Annotated in this window: 16 protein-coding genes; 8 read left to right on the top strand and 8 right to left on the bottom strand. The window is 51.4% G+C overall.

Annotation, left to right across the window (positions count from 1 at the left end; translation table 11 throughout):
- The first annotated feature begins 96 nt into the window (after nt 1-96).
- Entirely contained in the window at nt 97-1,452 is a 1,356-nt protein-coding gene (locus AOC34_RS03255) for a DUF3422 domain-containing protein (RefSeq protein WP_108468754.1), read from the top strand.
- An 80-nt stretch (nt 1,453-1,532) separates the two neighbouring features.
- Here AOC34_RS03255 and AOC34_RS03260 read toward each other — a convergent pair whose 3' ends face one another.
- Together AOC34_RS03260 and AOC34_RS03265 are read right to left on the bottom strand one after the other, a co-directional pair.
- Nucleotides 1,533-2,810: an NAD(P)/FAD-dependent oxidoreductase gene (locus tag AOC34_RS03260; protein ID WP_108470020.1), complete on the bottom strand. Its 1,278-nt coding sequence runs from the start codon at nt 2,808-2,810 to the stop codon at nt 1,533-1,535.
- A 10-nt stretch (nt 2,811-2,820) separates the two neighbouring features.
- Complete coding sequence (locus AOC34_RS03265; protein ID WP_108470021.1) at nt 2,821-3,153, bottom strand: c-type cytochrome; 333 nt, start codon at nt 3,151-3,153, stop codon at nt 2,821-2,823.
- 192 nt (nt 3,154-3,345) lie between these two features.
- Between AOC34_RS03265 and AOC34_RS03270 the strand changes: the two genes are divergently transcribed.
- The 3 genes from AOC34_RS03270 to AOC34_RS03280 are packed head-to-tail and all read left to right on the top strand — an operon-like array spanning nt 3,346 to nt 6,922.
- Entirely contained in the window at nt 3,346-5,058 is a 1,713-nt protein-coding gene (locus AOC34_RS03270) for an ArnT family glycosyltransferase (RefSeq protein ID WP_108468755.1), read from the top strand.
- A complete protein-coding gene (locus tag AOC34_RS03275) occupies nt 5,055-6,272 on the top strand; it encodes a sialidase family protein (RefSeq protein WP_108468756.1) in 1,218 nt (405 codons plus the stop codon). Before AOC34_RS03270 ends, AOC34_RS03275 begins: the two co-directional genes overlap by 4 nt.
- The gene (locus tag AOC34_RS03280) at nt 6,272-6,922 is read left to right on the top strand and encodes a hypothetical protein (protein WP_108468757.1); all 651 of its coding nucleotides are present in this window, start codon (nt 6,272-6,274) and stop codon (nt 6,920-6,922) included. The genes AOC34_RS03275 and AOC34_RS03280 overlap by 1 nt, the downstream gene beginning before the upstream one ends.
- Before the next feature lie 106 nt (nt 6,923-7,028).
- Here AOC34_RS03280 and AOC34_RS03285 read toward each other — a convergent pair whose 3' ends face one another.
- The 6 genes from AOC34_RS03285 to fabI are packed head-to-tail and all read right to left on the bottom strand — an operon-like array spanning nt 7,029 to nt 13,321.
- On the bottom strand, nt 7,029-8,024 hold the full coding sequence (locus AOC34_RS03285; RefSeq protein ID WP_108470022.1) for a tripartite tricarboxylate transporter substrate-binding protein: 996 nt from the start codon (nt 8,022-8,024) through the stop codon (nt 7,029-7,031).
- A gap of 59 nt (nt 8,025-8,083) precedes the next feature.
- Nucleotides 8,084-8,929 carry an HpcH/HpaI aldolase/citrate lyase family protein gene (locus tag AOC34_RS03290; RefSeq protein WP_108470023.1) on the bottom strand — a complete coding sequence of 282 codons (846 nt, stop codon included), beginning with the start codon at nt 8,927-8,929 and terminating at the stop codon, nt 8,084-8,086.
- Between the two features lie 5 nt (nt 8,930-8,934).
- On the bottom strand, nt 8,935-10,302 hold the full coding sequence (locus AOC34_RS03295; RefSeq protein ID WP_108468758.1) for an MmgE/PrpD family protein: 1,368 nt from the start codon (nt 10,300-10,302) through the stop codon (nt 8,935-8,937).
- Between the two features lies 1 nt (nt 10,303).
- Nucleotides 10,304-11,179 carry an FAS1-like dehydratase domain-containing protein gene (locus AOC34_RS03300; protein ID WP_108468759.1) on the bottom strand — a complete coding sequence of 292 codons (876 nt, stop codon included), beginning with the start codon at nt 11,177-11,179 and terminating at the stop codon, nt 10,304-10,306.
- 40 nt (nt 11,180-11,219) lie between these two features.
- Nucleotides 11,220-12,539 (bottom strand): chromate efflux transporter, encoded by a 1,320-nt coding sequence (chrA, locus tag AOC34_RS03305; RefSeq protein ID WP_108468760.1) that lies wholly within the window; start codon nt 12,537-12,539, stop codon nt 11,220-11,222.
- Entirely contained in the window at nt 12,536-13,321 is a 786-nt protein-coding gene (gene fabI / locus AOC34_RS03310; protein ID WP_108468761.1) for an enoyl-ACP reductase FabI, read from the bottom strand. Before fabI ends, chrA begins: the two co-directional genes overlap by 4 nt.
- A 103-nt stretch (nt 13,322-13,424) precedes the next feature.
- On the opposite strand from fabI, the gene AOC34_RS03315 reads away from it, so the two are divergent.
- From AOC34_RS03315 to AOC34_RS03330, 4 genes are read left to right on the top strand one after another with little or no spacing between them, the layout of a single operon-like run.
- Complete coding sequence (locus tag AOC34_RS03315) at nt 13,425-15,266, top strand: extracellular solute-binding protein (protein WP_108468762.1); 1,842 nt, start codon at nt 13,425-13,427, stop codon at nt 15,264-15,266.
- A gap of 8 nt (nt 15,267-15,274) precedes the next feature.
- Nucleotides 15,275-16,339: a microcin C ABC transporter permease YejB gene (locus AOC34_RS03320; protein ID WP_199908339.1), complete on the top strand. Its 1,065-nt coding sequence runs from the start codon at nt 15,275-15,277 to the stop codon at nt 16,337-16,339.
- The gene (locus AOC34_RS03325) at nt 16,336-17,358 is read left to right on the top strand and encodes an ABC transporter permease (protein WP_108468764.1); all 1,023 of its coding nucleotides are present in this window, start codon (nt 16,336-16,338) and stop codon (nt 17,356-17,358) included. The genes AOC34_RS03320 and AOC34_RS03325 overlap by 4 nt, the downstream gene beginning before the upstream one ends.
- A complete protein-coding gene (locus AOC34_RS03330) occupies nt 17,358-19,067 on the top strand; it encodes an ABC transporter ATP-binding protein (protein WP_108468765.1) in 1,710 nt (569 codons plus the stop codon). The genes AOC34_RS03325 and AOC34_RS03330 overlap by 1 nt, the downstream gene beginning before the upstream one ends.
- The last annotated feature ends 72 nt before the right edge of the window (nt 19,068-19,139 follow it).

The following is a 19,139-nucleotide window of genomic DNA, read 5'->3' on the forward strand; positions in this document are numbered from 1 at the left end:
GGCGCACCTTATTTTGCCGTCTGGAACTGCTTTTTGGCCAAAATTTAGCGGTATCATTTGAGAATTCAATACGACCATGAACGGGATGTGAGCAACATGAAACCCTATGATCACCCCTTAAGGCAGGTGCTTCACGAAGAAGTGCATTCTAGGCCCCCCGTAGCGCAGTGGCCAAAAGAACGTATTTTGTCGCAGGCATTCTTATTGGATGCACAATCGCGTCAGTTGCAAACCGATTGGATCGAGCGCCTTTCTAAGGCCTTTCAAAGTAAGGGCAACGCGAGCCAAGATCACTTCTTCCGATCAATCGAGTTATCTGCTGCACCTGAGCGTGTCATCATTAAGTGGGAGCTGCATGGGGAGTTTGCAACCATTGCTGCGATTGTTCAGCAAAGCGCTCCAGTAGATAAACCGCTCATCCAAACGCGCCATGCCATCCTGGATCACCTTAATGCACTATTGCAAAAAATGGCTTGCCCATCGATTGAGGCGGCCGGTGGTCAGCGCATTGCAGCGATTGATATTGCCTTTGAAGACCGCAGCCTATTTAATGATGCAGAAGAGGTCTCTGCCATTTTTAATGGCAATACGCTCCTGGGTAGCTACATCATGTCAAACCGGCGGGCACAGCTTTGGACTGACCTCAATTTAAATGAGGATGGATTTATCTCGTATTACGTGCCGCACAATACCTTGGGCTCGCGTCAAGCCGGCCGGGTGGCGCGCCGTATTACAGAAGTAGAAACCTACCGCATGGCAGCGATGCTGGCCTTCCCAGTAGCCAAGGGTCTTTCCTTGCCGCTACGCAACGCTGAGTCCGATTTGGCACAGATGTCGAAAGAAATTGCCTTGCTGCAAACGGACACCGGCATCCAACTTAAAAAGAATGGTGAATTTTTAGCTGAGCTCTCTCAGCTTGCATCGAAGACAGAGCAATGGATCTCGGAGTTTGGTCTGCGCTTTACGGCTGCAGAAGCCTACAGTCAGCTGGTGAATAAAAATCTGGCCGAGCTACATGAAGAGGCAATTCCCGGCATCCAGACTTTGGTGGAGTTTATGGATCGGCGCTTTCAGCCAGCGATGGGCACTTGCTTGTGGACCCAGCGCCGCCTCAAAGAGCTATCCGATCGCGTATCGAGAACAACCCAAACTTTGCGCACGCGGATTGAGTTCGTCAATGAAGAGCAAACACAGGCTTTGTTAGCCAGTATGGATAAGCGAGCAAAGCTGCAATTGCGTATGCAAGAGACGGTGGATAGCTTATCTGTACTGGTCTTGACCTATTACTTGGTTGGCCTCTTGTTCTACGTGGCCAAAGGCGGTAAAGAGGCAGGCTTGCCGATTTATCCTGAGATTACTGCCGCCATTGCCGCGCCGATTGTGGCTGCAGCGTTTTTTGTTATTAGTAAACGCCGCCGGGCGCGCAATGCGCGTAATGCCATTTCATCTTAGGGTGCGTAAGGCGCAATAAAAAAAGGAGCTTACGAATAAGCTCCTTTTTTACGTCCGGCGTAACGCCGGATAAAACGCTACTACGCCAAGCTATCTGCCCAGATATTGCGAGCCCAGCCCCAGGCATAAACGCCTTCGAGCGAGGTTGGTTCACTGGAAAGTCCGCCAGAGCCTGGAACGGTTCTGAAGGTTTTCTCGGCAGCGTTGTACTGGTGTACGCTGGCGACGTGAACCACTTCCCTGGCATTCACAAAGCTATAGCAGGTATTGGTGAGAACTGGCGCTGGATTGACTTCCCAGCCGCTGAGCTCAGCAACAATTGCGGCAGCCGTTACTTTGGCATGCTGGTTTGCCATGTGGCCGGATTTTGGCATGAGGGGCGCAACCTGAATCGCATCACCAATCACGTGAACATTCTTCGCAGCGGTTGACTCAAAGTTAATGTAGTTCACATTAGCCCAGCGTCCATTGGAGTTGGCGATACCAGATTTAACCGCGACATCACCTGCGCGCATGGCAGGAAGAATGTTTAAGACGTCGGCTTTCACATCATCTTGCACATCAAACTTGATAGTTTTGGTTTTCGCATCGACCGCAACTGCATTGTGCTTAGGGCGGTATTCGATCATGCCGGCGTATTGCTCAGCCCATACTTTCTTGAAGAGGCCGCCTTTGGAGGTTACATCTTGGTTGGCGTCCAAAATCAATACCTTGCCTTTCGGGTTGTTGGCCTTCAAGTAGGAGGCTACCTGGCAAGCGCGCTCGTAGGGGCCAGGAGGGCAGCGATAGGGTGCCTCAGGGATGGTAATGGCATACACACCACCTTCGCGCATCGCAGCGATTTGATTATGTAGCGCCACAGTCTCGGGACCCGCCTTCCAGGCCTGCAAAGTAACGCCAGCTTGATTCGCTTGCGCTAAACCTTGAACGCTATCCATCATCAAGCCAATTCCGGGGGACAGGACCACTTTATCAAAGCGCATCGTCTTGCCGGAAGCCAGCTGTACGGTTTGCTTCGCGGCATCAATATTAATCACGCTGTCTTTGACGATCTTAATGCCATGGCGTTTGCTCAGGCCATCATAGGAAACCGTCAGTTCGGATAACTTGCGCGATCCGCCAATAACCAGGTTGGACATTGGGCAGGAGATAAATTCTGGATTGGGTTCGATGATGGTGACGCGTGCGGTGTTATTGGAGAATAAGCGCAGGTACTTCGCTGCTGTAGCACCGCCGTAACCACCACCAATCACGAGGATCTCGGCTTTTTGTAAATTGGCTGCACGGGCAGGGCCGGATAAGCCGGTCAATAAACCCAGGGCCGCAGCGCTTTGACCCATAAAATGTCGACGATTCATAGCCATCTCCTTATTTCTTACCAAGCTGGTTGGCAATGATTTGCAGTTGTTCATCGGTATAGCCCTTCGCCAACTGATGCATGATGGTGCCCTCGCGTGCACCGGATTTATACGCCTTCATCGTGGTCAGTATCTGCTCGCTGGTGAGGTTGTTAATCAGCGGCATGCCTGCCTCAGGAACGCCTTTGCCGTCAGTGCCGTGGCAGTTGGCGCAGGTGGCTGCAAGGCTGCGGTGGTATAGCTTGGTGGCGTCAGCATTTTGCGCGGCAGCGAAAAGGCTGACCTGCGATAAACCTAAAAAGACCGCCAGTCCTAAGCTTAGTTTGCGTAGGGTAATGTGCATTTGAATGCTCTCCATTATTAAATAATTAATGCAACTACTATTTTTATCAAGAGCACTATCTTAGTGCTAATTCAGTTAAATAAAACACCGGCTATAGACTCTCTTGTCATATTGTTGCAACTAATTAATCTAAGCGCCTGCAGGTTTACCCTAATTTATAGGGGATTTTCCTAAGCCTTATAAAATAGCCTGATGCGCAGCCAGACCCACTTCCGTTTCCTTCTCTTGACTCTGGCCTTGGCAATCCTGACCTATTGTTTTGCCCTCGATAGCCGCTTTGCCCCAAAAAATGGGGATGAATATGTCTACATGCACATTGCCCGCATTACGGCCGACTTGGGGCAGTGGCTGCCATTGCAATCCGAGATGGAAGTCATGCGCAATACCAAGCCGCCGCTGGTCTTTTGGCAGGGGATTGCCAGCACAGACTGGGCTACTAACTGGGGCTTGCTGGAGCTGCGTTGGCCCAGTGTTCTGTACACCGGCTTAACAGCACTGTTTCTGTTTTTGGCGGTGGGGCGCTTTTCTGGGAACGCCCAGACCGGCTTACTGGCTGCTGTCGTTTGGTTATCGTTCTTTGCAACCTACCGCTATGGGCGGCCTTACCTCACTGATCCGCCCGAAGTCTTTTTCTTGAGCCTGCCATTTTTTGCATTGCTATATTGGGGCCGCGCTGCATTTGACTCGCGCATCCTCTTTCCACTGCTGGCTGCAATCAGCATCGGCCTGGGACTCTTGTATAAATCTTTTGCCTACGTTCTGCCCGCCTGCTTTGCAATGCTGCTCTGGTACGGGTGCTGGCGCGAGTGGCGTCTCATCGATGTTCTAAAGCGCGATCTATATAAGCTCATCGTGATTGGTTTACTGTCGCTGGGTATTTTTGGCTTGTGGTTTGCGCTGGATCCCAACCCGGAAGCCATTTGGCGTGAGTTTGTTTTGGGTGAGAACGCAGGAAAGTTTGGCGCGCGTACTAGCAACTACTTTCTGGATTTCATTCGCGGCGGCGACAGTATTTGGCTGTTACTCCTGACAACTATTGCGAATGCTGGCCTCTTTACTTTTGTGTTGCTATCGCTGGGTTGGCAATCGTGGCGTGAACGCACTGTTACCGATATCGAAGAGCGCCTATTGTGGCTTTTGGTCCTTGCCTTTGTGATTGTCTTTAGCCTGCCGAGTCAGCGCTCAGGTCGTTATCTACTGCCAATCATGCCAGCCCTTGCTGCATTATTTGCCCTGCATTGGCAGCGCTTGCCCTTGTGGGGATTTCGGTTTGCTCTAGTACTAGAGCTTATTGTCTTATTGGCGCTTGCTTGGGTCAGCATTCATCTGGAGGGCGGAGATTGGGCAAGCCCAATGCTCTGGCAATACTCGGTTTGGCATTGGCTATTGCTTGGCTCGGGTATAGCGCTAGTGGTATGGGGATTTGTTCAGATCAATACAACAAAGCTCATGGCATTAACCACTTGCTTCATTTGCTACTTGGCCTTAAATACTGGCCTTGCCCCACTCGAAGGGAAAATTGGCCGTTACGATGCAGAGGCGATTGCTCGCGTGCAGGATAAGCTGGTTGCTGTGCCCTGTGATTTCCGGGCCAAGGATGAGGAGTACCGACTCTTACTGCCGGGTGCTCGTTTGCAGGGTTATCCAGCTAGCGAGGCCGCCAATGGGATTGAGTTAGCAAAACGGTACCCGTATTTCACGGCCTATGCAGCACCAGGCGTGGCACCAGTATTCTGCGATGACTGCCAAGTTTTAGGTAAGCGCATGGAGATGCGCGCACGCCATAGTCAGGAGGAGATTTTGGCCATCATTCGCGGCGAGATGGGACAATATCTTTTCGTGAACGAATACCTTATTTACTCCCCATCGGCTGTAGCAAGTGCCTCACCGGATGCTTGCCGATGATGCGCATTGCGAGTTTATGCATCCTGGCCTTGGCTGGTGTTGCTGGTTACATTCAGATAGACAGTCGGCCGCCCTGGACTTCATTTGCAATGCCAGCAGTCCTGGAATCCGAATTGCTAGTGCCCGAAGTTGCTGTACCAGTGGCAGGAAAAAAGCCGCAACTCGTTAAGCAAGTCAGCATTCCTGAGCCGCGCGCCCAATTTATTCCAGAGACTGCAGCGCCGTCGGTGCATGCGGGCTCTGCAATCCTCTTGAATGACGGTAATCTACGTGCATTTTGGTTTGCTGGTTCGAGGGAGGGTGCCACAGATGTTGTGATTCAAACAGCCGTGTTTGGTACCAAGGCCGGCAGCTGGAGCAGTCCTGAAGTTGTAATTGATCGGGTTACCGCGGAAAAGGGCTTATCGCGTTACATTAAAAAACTCGGCAACCCATTGCCGGTACGTTCAAGCCAAGGCAAATTGCAACTGTACTTTGTGACGGTTTCAGTCGGCGGCTGGGCTGGCAGCTCGATTAGCTGGATGGAATCCAGCGATGAGGGTGTGAGTTGGTCGCGTCCGCAGCGCCTCATCACTTCACCTGCACTGAATTTAAGTACCTTGATTAAGGCCCCTGGATTTGATTTTGTGGACGGCACGCTGGGTTTGCCGGTGTATCACGAGTGGATGGGTAAGTTTGGAGAGCTCATTCGGATCGATGGTGGTCGGGTGGTTGATAAGCGCCGCATGAGTTCGGGCCGCGCTTTATTGCAACCCATCGTCTTTATTGATGCGCCTGAAAAAGCCGTTGCTTATTTTAGGCAGGCAAGGTCGGTAGGTCCACCTCGCATTGCCAGTGCGCTAACCGAAAATGCGGGTCAATCTTGGGTGAGTGGCGCTGATTTGGATTTGGCCAATCCCAATGCCGCGATCGCCGGTCTGCAACTCACTAATGGCGATCGCCTCATTGCACTCAATGACTTGGAGTCGGCGCGCTATCGTCTTGTCTTGGCAATCGCACCTGCCGGCACCAGCAATTGGAGTGTGATTGCGGAACTGGAGAGCGACCAAACGCTGATCAACGGCCTCCATCGCGAATTTTCTTACCCCTCTTTATTGCTTGGCGCGAACGGGGAGATACATCTCATCTATACCTATGATCGTAAAAAGATGAAGCATATTCAGTTTGACCCCCGTTGGATTGAGATTAAAAAGCACCAGAAAGGGAGCTCTTAATGGTTCCGAACTCGGTGATGCAAATAGTTGCGCTACTGGAGATTGCAATCAGTTCTGCAATCGTATTGGCATGCCTTGCGCAGGGATTGTTTTTTAAAGAGGATGGCAGTGGGCGGATAGTAGCCCTGCGAGTGCTCGTTTGCTTTGTGCTGGCCAACCTCTTGTTCTGGCCGCTATTCACTCTATTTACACCACTGGAGTTGCCCTTGGCTGCTTATGTCCGCGGCTTTACGGGTGAGCTGAGCATTACCTCGATGCTGCTCTTGTGGACGGCTTATTTTTCGCCAAAAGAAACCCACGTGCCTGCAGCGATGAAGGTTTGGATTGCGCTGGTTGCGATTGCCTTTTATCCGCTTGCCTTGGGAGTAAGCATGCTTGATCCCTATGCTTGGGGATATGACTCCATTGCCTTATTGGCTGCCGTGATTATTACGGCCTTGATTGCATGGCTCGCCGGATCCAATCGCATTGCGATTATTTTGGCCACGGCTATTTTGGCTTGGGCGGCAGGGTGGCATGAATCTGCCAATCTATGGGACTACATCCTCGATCCATTCTTAGGCTTATGGGCGATTGGTTCACTGATTGGGTCTGCATGGCGGGCGCGCGCCGCAAGGGCGCAAACCGGATACCTCTTTCGTAAGGGGTAATTCGACGGACGTAAGAGCATGTATTGAGGGGCACAAAAAAACCAGCGACGCATCGCTGGTTTTTTGTTTTTACTCCGCGGAGAAAATCCGCTGACTAAAAAAATGCTTAGTCTGGAATATTCGCTTTACGAATCACGGGACCCCATTTGTTGATCTCGTTATCGAGGTGGGTCTTGAGTCCACTCGCACTAACTTTGTCCATAGAAACAATATCAATGTTGGAGTCAGCTAAACGCTTCTTCACATCTGGATCGTTCAAGGCTGCTTTGAGGGCAGTATTGAGTTTGGTTTGAATTGCCTGTGGAACATTCTTTGGTGTGTACAGACCATGCCATACCTTCACTTCGAAGTTCTTTAGGCCTTCTTGATCTAGAGTAGGAACGTTAGGCAATGCAGACAAACGCTTTGGTGTGGTGGTGCCATACACCTTAACGCGATTGTCTTTAACAACGCCAATCGTTTGGGTGGTTTGGTCGCACAATAAGTCAACTTGGCCGCCCATGAGGTCGGTCAATGCAGGGCCGGTGCCTTTGTAAGGAACGTTAGTCAAGCGAACACCTAAACGGCTCTGGAACAAGAGGCCGCACAACTGCGATACCGCGCCAGGTCCAGCATTGGCCATTGTTACTTTATTGCCGTTAGCTTTGATGTAAGCCTCAAGTTCTTTAAAGTTATTAGGTGGGAAATTCTTACGTGCGAGCATCAACATTGGTACGTCGACCACTTGACCGATGTATTCAAAATCAACGAGTGGATCGTATGGCAACTTGTCGTATAGGGCTTGTGCCGTAGCCATACCCATGTGGTGCAGATAAATGGTGTAACCGTCTGGTGTGGCGCGTGCTACTTTAGTAGAAGCAACAGTGCCGCCGGCGCCAGGTGCATTCTCAACCACCACGGTGGTGCCCAAGGACTTGCCCATTGGAATAGCGATCAAGCGGGCCACAGTATCAGTTGGGCCGCCCGCTGCAAAAGGAACAATCAGCGAAATTGGCTTATTGTTTGGCCAGTTTGTTTGTGCGGTAGCAGCATTGCTAGCAATTAAGGCACTGGCGCTGACGATGGCAGCAAATCCAGCTAATACGGTTCTCTTCAATTTCATTACGGTCTCCAGTTTTTTAAAGCCCTGTGATTTTGCCATTTTTGGCGTCTAGCGGGGCATTAGTGTTTACCAGCAAGCACCAATAGACGTTTGGCCAAAAGTACAACGGGACGGTCAATCATACGACCATTTAGCTTGGCAACCCCACCTTTTGCGGCTTTATCTGCCTCAATCACTTGATTGGACCAGCGCAACTCCTCCTCGGTGGGTGTAAATGCCTTAGAAACGATAGGGACTTGGGCCGGGTGAATGCAGAGCTTTGCGCCAAAGCCGAGCCGCTTTCCCCGCAAGGTATCTGCAGTGATGCGGTCGGTATCGTCGGTTGCGGTGGTGACGCCGTCGACTGGCGGGGCTATTTCAGCGAGGCGCGAGGCCAAGACCAGCTGAAAGCGTGCCACTTGCAATTCTGTTTCTTGTGCATCGCACACCATGCCCAGGTCGGCTTGCAAATCAATATTGCCGAGTGCCAAGCGAATGACTTGCTGGGCATTGGCGATCACATCAATTTGTTGTAACCCACGTGCGGTTTCAATCATGGGGATGATGGCAGTGCTCGGCAAGACCTCTGCCGCGCCATTAATTTGGTCATGCGATTCACTTTTTGGAATGAGCAGGCAAGCGATCGTCAGCTCTTCAGCCAACATTAAGTCTTCACCGTAAAAGCGCGTGCCGGGCGCATTTGAGCGGATGACGATGCGCTGGCGTTGCTCAGCTGAAAAATCAGGCCATGCCTGCCGAATCGCAGAGCGCGCCGCCGCTTTGTCCTCTTCCGCTACCGCATCTTCCAGATCGATGATGATGGCGTGGGCACCGCTGTTCAGGGCTTTTACAAACCGCTCAGGCCGATTGCCGGGAATAAACAAAAAAGTACTGGCGTAGCCAATGGGATTGTCAATCGGGTTCATGGCATTCATGTTTGTGGACCCAGTAAAAAACCGACCTTCGTTTGATTGCGGATGCTCCACAGTGCATCGATGGCGCTAGTCATCTCCAGTGGCGTAGCGCCACCACTGAAGGCCGCTAAGCGCAGTGCCTTATCGGTAATCTCAGTGCGCGTTAGCGTATTACCAGGGTCACCCTTGGGCTCATCTACACGACCCTGCAATTGGCGACCATCTTTCAAAATGACGGTTACCTTTCCAATCCAGCGCTTAGGGTAGGCCGCATCAATCTCAGGATCCAGTTCCATCGTGACCCGATCGCGCAAAGCGCAGATTTCAGGATCGCTAAAGTGATTGGCAAATTCTTGGAGGCCTGCAAACCGGTGGTATGCAATGACCGCCAGTACCGTACCCATCGAGAACTTCGATTGGTGCACAGTCGTGGGATGGGTAACGGGACCCAAGACATCAATCGCCCCTTGGTGGACATGCGTCACAACGCGAGCAATGTCTTGCGCTTGAATATGATTCGATTGCATTGTGTGCAACAGCGCATCGGCGGCAGGGTGGGTGTGACGGCAAGAGGCATGGTACTTAAAACTCGTTTCTGCACTAGCCCAGCGTGTCCCGAGGCGATCGACTAAATAGCTTGGATCAGCATCGCTCGACATTCCAGCGGCCAAGCCTTGTTTGCCTTCCAGAATGTGCTGCGCTCCAGTAAATCCTACTTGCGCCAAATAGGCCGACATCAATCCCGTACCGGCAGCATGCGCGGTATGCAATTGTTTTGAGTCAGCAGCATCGCGCAAGAATTCCCAAAGGCCCGCAGATTGGGTTCCGGCAGAACCAAATGCATGCAGCATTTGCTCTGGACTGAGTTTTAACAGGTGACCTACTGCAGTAGCAGATGCTAAGGAGCCCGCAGTACCCGTCGTATGAAATGTTTTGTAATGCGAGCGACCTAAAAACTCGCCCACACGAATGCCCACTTCATAACCTACGATCGCCGCCGTCAGAAACTCGGTTCCCGATCGACCCAGTGCTTGCGCACAAGCCAGTGCAGGGGAGAATACGACGGTCGCCGGATGAAATACCGAACTATTGTGCAAATCGTCTTGCTCAACCACATGGGATGCTGCAGCATTGGACATTGCCGCCAAATAAGGACTACTGCTACTGCGGTGAACGAGGATTTCGGAAGGTCCACTGGTTGGACCCATTTGCTCGGCAAACCGGGTCAGGATTTCAACTGGGGTAGCGCCTTTACCAGCGACGGCCGAGCCAAACCAATCGACCAGTAAGTCTTCGCCGCGGCGCATCACGTCCTCGGGAATATCCGCTGGCTTGAGTGTTGCGGCAAAGTCGGCTAAGACCTTCGAGTAATGAATCGTGCTCATCTTAATTAAGCACCGCAGTTGCTTGCATGGTTAACCACCCTTCGTGATCCTGCGCCCAAACGCGAATGGTCTTGCCGCTGGGATCAAGCGTTAGGTCTGGCGTCGCTGAAACCGAGAAGGGGTTGATATCAAAGGTCGGCCGAATAGCACGAAACTCAAAGCGTTTTAAGGTAGCCCCTAGAATCGATTGGCGAACTAAGTCAACTAAGAGCGTGGCAATCAACGGACCATGGACGATGAGGCCTGGATAGCCTTCCACTTCGGTGACGTAACGCCGATCGTAATGAATGCGATGGCCATTAAAGGTGAGGGCGGAGTAACGGAACAATAAGACATCATCGGGATTAATGGTCTTGGTCCAAGTGGCATCCGTTGGCGCCGGAGTTGGCGCAACCGGTTTGTCGTCAGGCGCAGGCGCATCGCGATACACAATGTCATGCTCTTCCGTGAGCGCAATGCCTGAGGCGTTGCTAATTTCATGGCGTACTAAGACGAAGATTAAGTCGCCCGTGCGCCCTGATTTATGGGTAACGGATTGGATGGTAGAAGTGCGCTCAATTGCATCGCCGACTGCCAGCGGCTTAATCCACTCGAGGCGACCACCAGCCCACATGCGGCGGGGGAGCGGTACTGGCGGTAAAAAACCGCCGCGCTTGGGGTGACCGTCGGGGCCGATTTCCGATTGACGAGCATGGGGTAAAAAATAAAGCCAGTGCCATAGTTCAGGCAAGAAAGTCCCCATCGTTGGCATTGGGTCTGGTCGATCCAATGTGGCTGAGAGGGCTCTGACTGGGGCAGCAGTGACTGCATCCGAGATGGATTCGGATTTACCAATCCACTCCTGCAGGTGTTTAATGGTTTGATCTTCGATTCGCATCACCCTATTATGCAATGGGCGATGCAGTGGTGATGCGCTTTTACCCCAGCCAGCCCAAGAAAAGCCCAGTTAATGCGGCGCCAGCTAGAACCGTCATGATGCCGAGCTGAAAGCGAATCAGGGCAATTACTGCTGCTGCGCAAATGAATACCGATGGTATGGATACCGACCCAGCAAATCCTGCAGGAAAGAACACGTGGTACGCAAAAAATAGACCCAAGTTCACAATCACACCGACCACAGCAGCGGTGATCGCGGTCAGGGGTGCTGTAAAGCCTAACTTGCCGTGCGTGGACTCAATTAATGGCCCACCAATCAGGATGAATAAAAAGGACGGTAAAAAAGTAAACCAGGTGGCAATGCACGCCGCTACCGCGCCACTCCAAAAAGCCAAATCGGGCCCAAGGGTTTCTTGTACGTGGCCGGCAATATAAGCAACAAAGGCAAGCACCATGATGAGCGGTCCTGGCGTCGCCTCTCCTAAAGCAAGGCCATCGATCATTTGACTGGCAGTGACCCACTGGTAATGTTCAACTGCACCCTGATAGACATAGGGAAGTACTGCGTATGCACCGCCGAAGGTCAGTAAGGCGGCTTTGGTGAAAAACCAGGCAAGCTGAGGGTAAAGAGTTGTCCAGCCAAAAAAGAGAATGAGTAGCGTGATCGGCAGTGTCCACAAGAGCGCACCCACTACACCTTTCTTCACCGTGCTTTGCACGCTAAAAATGGCATGCTCTGGCGTTGGTGTCGCATCGTCAATGATGGCGCTACTTTTTTCTTGTGCGTTAACGGTATCGACGGCGTGCGCCTTCGGGCTAAAAACGGCGGGGTATTTTTTCCCGCCCCAAACACCAATCAGGGCAGCGCAGATCACAATGATGGGGAAGGGCGCATTAAAAATAAAGATGGCGATAAAGGAGAGTGCAGTAATGAGCCACAGGGCGCGGTGTGTAATGGCGCGCCTACCGATTTTGAGGGCGGCGCACAATACGATCGCAGTCACTGCCGGCTTGATGCCAAAAAAGAGTGCCGCGATCCAAGGAGTTTGTCCAAAAGTCAGATAGACCCAACCCAGTCCAATGAGGATCAACAAGGAAGGCAGTACGAAGAGGACTCCAGCCAAAATGCCGCCAATACTGCGATGCATTAACCAGCCGATATAGGTTACTAATTGCTGTGCCTCTGGTCCAGGCAGCAACATGCAATAGTTCAGCGCATGTAAAAAGCGCCGCTCGGAAATCCAACGGCGCTTTTCAACTAACTCAGAATGTAAAACCGCAATTTGACCCGCGGGCCCACCAAAGCTAATGAAGCCTAGCTTTGCCCAAAACCACAGGGCCTCGGTGAGCGGAACCTTCAAGCCTCGTCCATACCGCCAACGACTTGGCTAAAGCCGTTGTCTACGTAAATGATTTCAGCGGTAATGCCATTGGCAAGATCCGACATCAAGAAGGACGCAGCATTGCCAACGTCATCAATCGAGACATTGCGGCGCAATGGCGCGGTGGCCTCGACGGCGCTCAAAATTTTGCCAAAGCCTTTAATGCCGGAGGCGGCCAAGGTTTTAATCGGCCCCGCTGAAATACCATTGACCCGAATACCTTTAGGACCGAGTGATCCAGCAAGGTAGCGTACCGATGCTTCGAGGGAGGCCTTCGCTAAGCCCATGGTGTTGTAGTTGGGGACATTGCGCATCGAGCCTAAATAGGTCAAGGTCAGCAGTGCACCATTCGCGTTGAGCATCGGCAAGGCCGCTTTGGCCATGGCTGGAAAACTATAGGCTGAGATATCGTGGGCAATCTTGAAACCTTCGCGACTGAGGCCGTCTAAAAAGTCACCCGCAATGGCTTCGCGCGGTGCAAAGCCAATGGCGTGTACAAAGCCATCAAACTGGGGCCAGGTTTTGGCTAAATCACTAAATAGAGCCGCAATCTGCTCGTCGCTGCCCACATCGCAGTCAAAAATCAGCTTGGAATTGAATTCATTGGCAAATTCGACGGTACGTTCCTTGAAGCGATCGCCTACATAAGTAAAGGCCAATTCAGCGCCTTCGCGGTGGCAGGCCTTGGCAATGCCATAGGCAATGGAGCGGTTAGAAAGGAGGCCGGTGATTAAAATCCGTTTGCCCGATAAAAAGCCCATGATGAGATCCTTTGCTTCAAATGTGATTTGCTATCTACAATTGTTGCATATGGTTCACTTACCCCCCTTACTCACGCCTTTTGCCCGGACTTATTCCGGTCGAATGGCGGTCCTACTGTTATTAGGGGTGATTGGCTTCGGGGGAAAGGCTGACGCAGCCCAAGGCATAGCGCAATATGGCAAGCCCAAGTACCCCGATGGCTTTGCCCATTTTGATTACGTTAATCCCAATGCGCCCCGGGGCGGCACTTTAACCCTGCCCAATCCCGATCGCCGCACCAGTTTTGATAAGTTCAACCCCTTTACCTTGCGTGGCGTGACTGCGCCGGGTGTATCCCAGTTGATGTTTGAGTCCTTGGCGGTTGGTAGTGCTGATGAAGTGTCCAGTGCATATGGCTTGATCGCAGAAGATATTGCAGTTGCGGCAGACAAAAGGTCAGTGACGTTTCGGATTCGGCCTGAGGCCCGTTTTTCGGACGATAGTCCGATCTTGGCTGCAGACGTTAAGCACAGCTTTGATACCTTAATGAGTAAATTAGCCAATCCGCAATTTCGGACTGTGTATGCCGATGTGAAGCAAGCGGTCGTGGTATCGGAGCGCGTGATTCGCTTTGACTTTAAAGAGCCCAATAGCGAGTTGCCGGTGATGGTTGGCGGCTTACCGATCTTTTCGCGCAGCTGGGGTAAGAAACCCGATGGCACGATAACCCCATTTGATAAGTTGGCCTTTGAACATCCCATCGGCAGTGGCCCCTACGTGATTGAGTCCTATCGCGCTGGCAAGACCATGGTGTTTAAACGCAATCCCAACTATTGGGCTGATCGCGATGGCAAAACCGTTAATGTACGGGTTGGCTTTTTTAACTTCGACCGCATTCATTACAAACTCTACGCCGACGATGCAGTGCGCTTAGAAGCATTTAAAGCCGGCGAGTTTGATGCCTTGGTGGAGTACCGCGCTAAAAATTGGGCCAAGAGTTATGTAGGGCCTAAATTCAATAATGGCAGCTTATTGAAGAAGGCCTTTATCAATCACAATGGTGCCGGCATGCAAGGTTTTGCTGTCAATATTCGCAGGCCCTTATTTCAGGATGAGCGCGTGCGTCAGGCGCTCGGTTATGCGCTGGATTTTCAGTGGCTCAATCGCCAACTGTTTTACGATCAATACGGCCGTATTAGCAGTTACTTCATGAATAGCGACCTCAGCGCTAATTTTGATGGACCTGCAAAACCCGAGGGCGATGAGTTAAAGCTTCTGCAAAGACTAAAAGCGCAGTTCCCACAAGCGGTTCCCGATGCTGTGTTTATGCCAATGCCACCGCCTCCTACAACTGTAGAGCCAAGCAGTTTGCGCCAAAATTTACTCAAGGCGCGCGACTTGTTGGCGCAAGCCGGGTGGACTTACCGCGATGGCGCTCTGCGCAATGCCAAAGGCGAACCATTTCGCTTTGAGATGGTTGAAGATGGCCCCTTCTTTTTGCGGGTGATCTCATCGTATGTGCGTAATTTAGAAAAATTAGGCATCAAGGTAGATGTGCGTACCAGTGACTTTGCTTTGCATCAAAAGCGCATGAATGAATACGATTTTGATATGACCACGATTCGTTTCCCGGATTCGCAAAGTCCAGGCAACGAGCTCTACGATCGCTTTGGCAGTAAAGCGGCTGAAGAAAAAGGATCAGACAATGTGATCGGCGTTCGCTCACCGGCAGTTGATGCTTTGATCGATGCGATTGTTCGCGCAGAGACGCGCACACAACTGCAAACGGCTACACGCGCGCTCGATCGGGTGTTATGGAATAGTTACTATGTGATTCCGCAGTGGTACAACCCAACGCATCGCGTGGCCTTTAAGAGCGAAATGCGTTACCCTGAGCCGCCGCTGTATTACACCGCTGAATCGTGGATTTTATTGAACTGGTGGAAGGCGGACAAATCCCAATGAACGGTCAACTGCTCTCCTATATTGTTAAACGCATTTTGCTGATGATTCCAACCTTGCTTGGCGTCCTCACATTGACGTTTGCCGTAGTGCAGTTTGTTCCGGGCGGTCCAGTAGAGCAGTTAATGCTCGAGCTCAAAGGCAAGGGCGATGCTGCTGTGAGCGGGGCTGAGTCTTCCGGTGGCGGCAGTAATTACCGTGGCCGCCAAGGGATCGATGCCGAACGCTTGGCTGAAGTAAAAGCCTTATACGGTTTTGATAAACCCCCATTGGAGCGCTACTTTGCAATGCTTAAACGCTTTGCCCAATTTGATTTGGGGCAGAGCTACTACCAGCATCAAAGCGTCTGGCAGCTCATCGTATCCAAGCTACCGGTCTCGATCAGTATTGGTCTGTGGACCTTTTTTATTAGCTACCTCATATCCATTCCCTTGGGTATTGCCAAAGCAGTGCGCGAGGGTAGTCGCTTTGATGCGGTCACCAGCACCATGATCTTGGTGGGCTATGCTATTCCGGGATTTGTGCTGGGTGTGTTGCTCTTGGTTATTTTTGGTGGCGGTAGCTTTTTGCAAATCTTTCCATTACGGGGTCTGACATCCGACAACTGGAACGATCTAACCATGATGGGTAAGGTCCTTGATTACCTTTGGCATTTGGTGCTACCGATTACGGCATCGGTACTCGGCAGTTTTGCTGTCATCACGATGCTGACTAAAAACTCCTTTTTAGAAGAGATACGTAAGCAGTATGTGCTGACGGCACGAGCCAAAGGCTTAAGTGAAAAACAGGTGCTCTGGAAGCACGTTTTCCGTAACGCCTTATTGCCCTTGGTGACGGGCTTTCCGGCTGCATTTGTAGGCGCTTTTTTTACCGGCTCACTGCTGATTGAAACCCTATTCACACTCGATGGTTTGGGCTTACTGGCGTATGAGTCGGTAATGCGCCGTGACTATCCAGTGGTCTTTGGCACCCTGTACCTCTTTACCTTAATTGGCCTTTTTACCAAACTGATTTCGGATATTTGTTATGTCTTGGTTGATCCGCGGATTCAGTTTGGCGCTGGGGGCGGCTCATGAATCGGTGGCAGCGCTTCAAAGCCAATCGCCTGGGCTACACCAGTCTATGGATCTTTCTGATTCTCTTTGGTCTGAGCGTATGCGCAGAGCTCATCGCCAATGACAAACCACTGGTCGTGCGCTATCAAGGTCAGTTTTATTTCCCTATTCTGCAGAGTCAGCCAGAAACCGTTTTTGGTGGTGACTTTGCGACGCCGACGGATTTCTTGGATCCGGATATTCGGCGCAGCATCACAAGTAAAGGGAACTGGGCAGTGTATCCACCGATTCCCTATAGTTTTGAAACCCTTAACTACTTTGCGAAGTCACCCAATCCGGCGGCGCCTTCCATGGATAACTGGCTCGGCACGGACGATCGTGGGCGCGATGTATTGGCGCGTTTAATTTATGGCTTTCGTTTATCCATCTTATTTGGCCTTGCTTTGACTATCGTGGGCGTGACCGTTGGCATTATAACGGGCGCGCTGATGGGGTTTTTTGGCGGTAAGTTCGATTTAGTTACCCAGCGCGCCATTGAGATTTGGTCGGCGATGCCTGAACTCTACTTGCTGATTATTTTTGCGTCGATTTTTACCCCGAGTATTTGGCTCTTGGTGGTTTTATTGGCCGCATTTAGTTGGATGGGTTTATCCGATTACGTCCGCGCTGAATTTTTCCGTAATCGCGCTTTGGAATATGTTCGAGCAGCGCGTGCCTTGGGCTTAACCAATATGCAAATCATGCGGCGCCATATCTTGCCTAATAGCTTAACGCCCGTGATCACCTTTTTGCCATTTCGCATGAGTGCGGCAATTCTATCCCTCACCAGCCTGGACTTTCTTGGCCTGGGCGTCCCTCCAGGTACGCCGAGTTTGGGCGAGTTATTGGCCCAAGGAAAAGGCAATCTGGATGCATGGTGGATCTCGCTTTCTACTTTTGTCGTGTTAGTTTCTACTTTGCTATTGCTCACCTTCATGGGCGAAGCCTTGCGCGATGCATTTGATTCCCGTAAGAGTGGCGCAGTATTGGGGGCGCGCTGATGAGCGAACAGTCAACATTAGTCACTCCTTTGCTGCGTTACGACAATCTCTCGATTTCCTTTGGAGCCGGGCGACGTGAAAAGTTTGCAGTCAAAAACCTGAATCTGGATATTGGCGTCGGCGAACGCGTTGCCTTGGTTGGCGAATCGGGTTCTGGAAAAACGCTCTCCGCTTTGGCTCCGCTGCGCCTCTTACCGGAGGGCGCAAAGATACAAGGGCAATTAATTTGGACTCCGGTGAGTGCAAAGCAAGCCCAATTAGAGCAGCAATCTTCGCCGCAATCGACTGACTTACTTACACTCTCAGAGCCCGCTATCCGAGAAATTCGGGGGCGCGATATTGCCATGATTTTTCAGGAGCCGATGACGGCTTTAAATCCGCTGTTTACGATTGGCAATCAAATTGTTGAAGCAGTCTTGGTGCATGCGCCCCTCACATCGAAAGCGGAGTGCATGGAAAAGGCGATTGCACTTTTGCGTAAGACCGGCATCCCTGAGCCCGAGCGCCGTTTTTATTCCTATCCACACCAACTGTCCGGCGGACAACGTCAGCGCGCCATGATTGCTATGGCCTTGGCCTGTAAGCCCCGTTTGTTGATTGCCGATGAGCCAACGACTGCTTTGGATGTTAGTTTGCGGATGCAAATCTTGGAGCTTCTGATTGAGCTGCAAGCCGAGGCAAAGGGTGATCAGGGTATGAGCATTTTGCTGATTACCCACGACCTGAATTTAGTGCGCCATTTTGCAGAGCGTGTGGCAGTTTTAAATCAAGGCAATTTGATGGAGTGCGGCTCCACTACGCAGGTCTTTGAGCACCCCGAAAATACCTATACCGAAGCCTTGGTGAACAGCAAGCCAGTACGTGCGCTCTTGCCCGTAATGCCACTAGCCCCGGTGTTACTCAGCGCCGACAATCTCCACGTTTCCTATCCCGGATCAAAATCAGGGAATCCGTTGCAGCTTTTATCCTTTTTTAAAAAACCACCGCGCCATACCGTGCTTAAAAAAGTGCAGTTTGAATTACGGCAAGGGCAGACTATTGGGGTCATTGGGGAATCTGGATCCGGCAAAACGACTTTAGGCATGGCGATTTTGGGTTTGCTGGGTGATTCTGCTGCCCAGGTTGGCGGTACGGTTAATGTGCTCGGCAATGATTGGCATTTACTGGACTCTGCAGCCAGACGCAATCTGCGCTCAAGCTTGCAGGTGATTTTTCAGGATCCATTTGGATCGCTATCGCCGCGCATGACTGTCCTGCAAATTGTGTCTGAAGGACTGGATGTCCATTTTCCGAATCTATCCGCGAGTGAACGCGAGGGTCGGGTGCTCGACATGCTCAAAGAGGTTGGTTTGGATCGATCGGCTTTGCAGCGTTACCCCCATGAATTTTCTGGAGGGCAGCGCCAACGGATTGCGATTGCGCGCGCGCTCGTATTGCGCCCCCAAATTTTGGTTTTGGATGAGCCCACCTCGGCTTTGGATGTGTCGATTCAGAAGCAGGTTCTGGCGCTGCTGACCGAGCTACAGAAAAAGTACAACCTGGCTTACATCATGATCAGCCATGATTTGGCTGTGATTCGGGCGATGTCGCACCAGATCATGGTCTTAAAAGAGGGCAAGGTAGTCGAGTTTGGTGAGACCGAGGCCTTAATCGCCCATCCCAAGCAGGCCTATACCAAGCAGCTATTTACTGCCGCAGAAATGGCTTAGCGCACCAGGGCAGTGCAATTCTGCTTAAAAAATAGGCAATTTACCCCCACTTTAAGCTTAAATATTTAATAT

The organism is Polynucleobacter difficilis (genome assembly GCF_003065365.1).
GTDB classification, from domain to species: domain Bacteria; phylum Pseudomonadota; class Gammaproteobacteria; order Burkholderiales; family Burkholderiaceae; genus Polynucleobacter; species Polynucleobacter difficilis.

Coding starts and splice junctions, on each gene's coding strand:
- AOC34_RS03255 (WP_108468754.1), top strand. CDS start 97: ATGAAACCCTATGATCACCCCTTAAGGCAGGTGCTTCACGAAGAAGTG.
- AOC34_RS03260 (WP_108470020.1), bottom strand. CDS start 2,810: ATGAATCGTCGACATTTTATGGGTCAAAGCGCTGCGGCCCTGGGTTTA.
- AOC34_RS03265 (WP_108470021.1), bottom strand. CDS start 3,153: ATGCACATTACCCTACGCAAACTAAGCTTAGGACTGGCGGTCTTTTTA.
- AOC34_RS03270 (WP_108468755.1), top strand. CDS start 3,346: ATGCGCAGCCAGACCCACTTCCGTTTCCTTCTCTTGACTCTGGCCTTG.
- AOC34_RS03275 (WP_108468756.1), top strand. CDS start 5,055: ATGATGCGCATTGCGAGTTTATGCATCCTGGCCTTGGCTGGTGTTGCT.
- AOC34_RS03280 (WP_108468757.1), top strand. CDS start 6,272: ATGGTTCCGAACTCGGTGATGCAAATAGTTGCGCTACTGGAGATTGCA.
- AOC34_RS03285 (WP_108470022.1), bottom strand. CDS start 8,024: ATGAAATTGAAGAGAACCGTATTAGCTGGATTTGCTGCCATCGTCAGC.
- AOC34_RS03290 (WP_108470023.1), bottom strand. CDS start 8,929: ATGAACCCGATTGACAATCCCATTGGCTACGCCAGTACTTTTTTGTTT.
- AOC34_RS03295 (WP_108468758.1), bottom strand. CDS start 10,302: ATGAGCACGATTCATTACTCGAAGGTCTTAGCCGACTTTGCCGCAACA.
- AOC34_RS03300 (WP_108468759.1), bottom strand. CDS start 11,179: ATGCGAATCGAAGATCAAACCATTAAACACCTGCAGGAGTGGATTGGT.
- fabI (WP_108468761.1), bottom strand. CDS start 13,321: ATGGGCTTTTTATCGGGCAAACGGATTTTAATCACCGGCCTCCTTTCT.
- AOC34_RS03315 (WP_108468762.1), top strand. CDS start 13,425: ATGGCGGTCCTACTGTTATTAGGGGTGATTGGCTTCGGGGGAAAGGCT.
- AOC34_RS03325 (WP_108468764.1), top strand. CDS start 16,336: ATGAATCGGTGGCAGCGCTTCAAAGCCAATCGCCTGGGCTACACCAGT.
- AOC34_RS03330 (WP_108468765.1), top strand. CDS start 17,358: ATGAGCGAACAGTCAACATTAGTCACTCCTTTGCTGCGTTACGACAAT.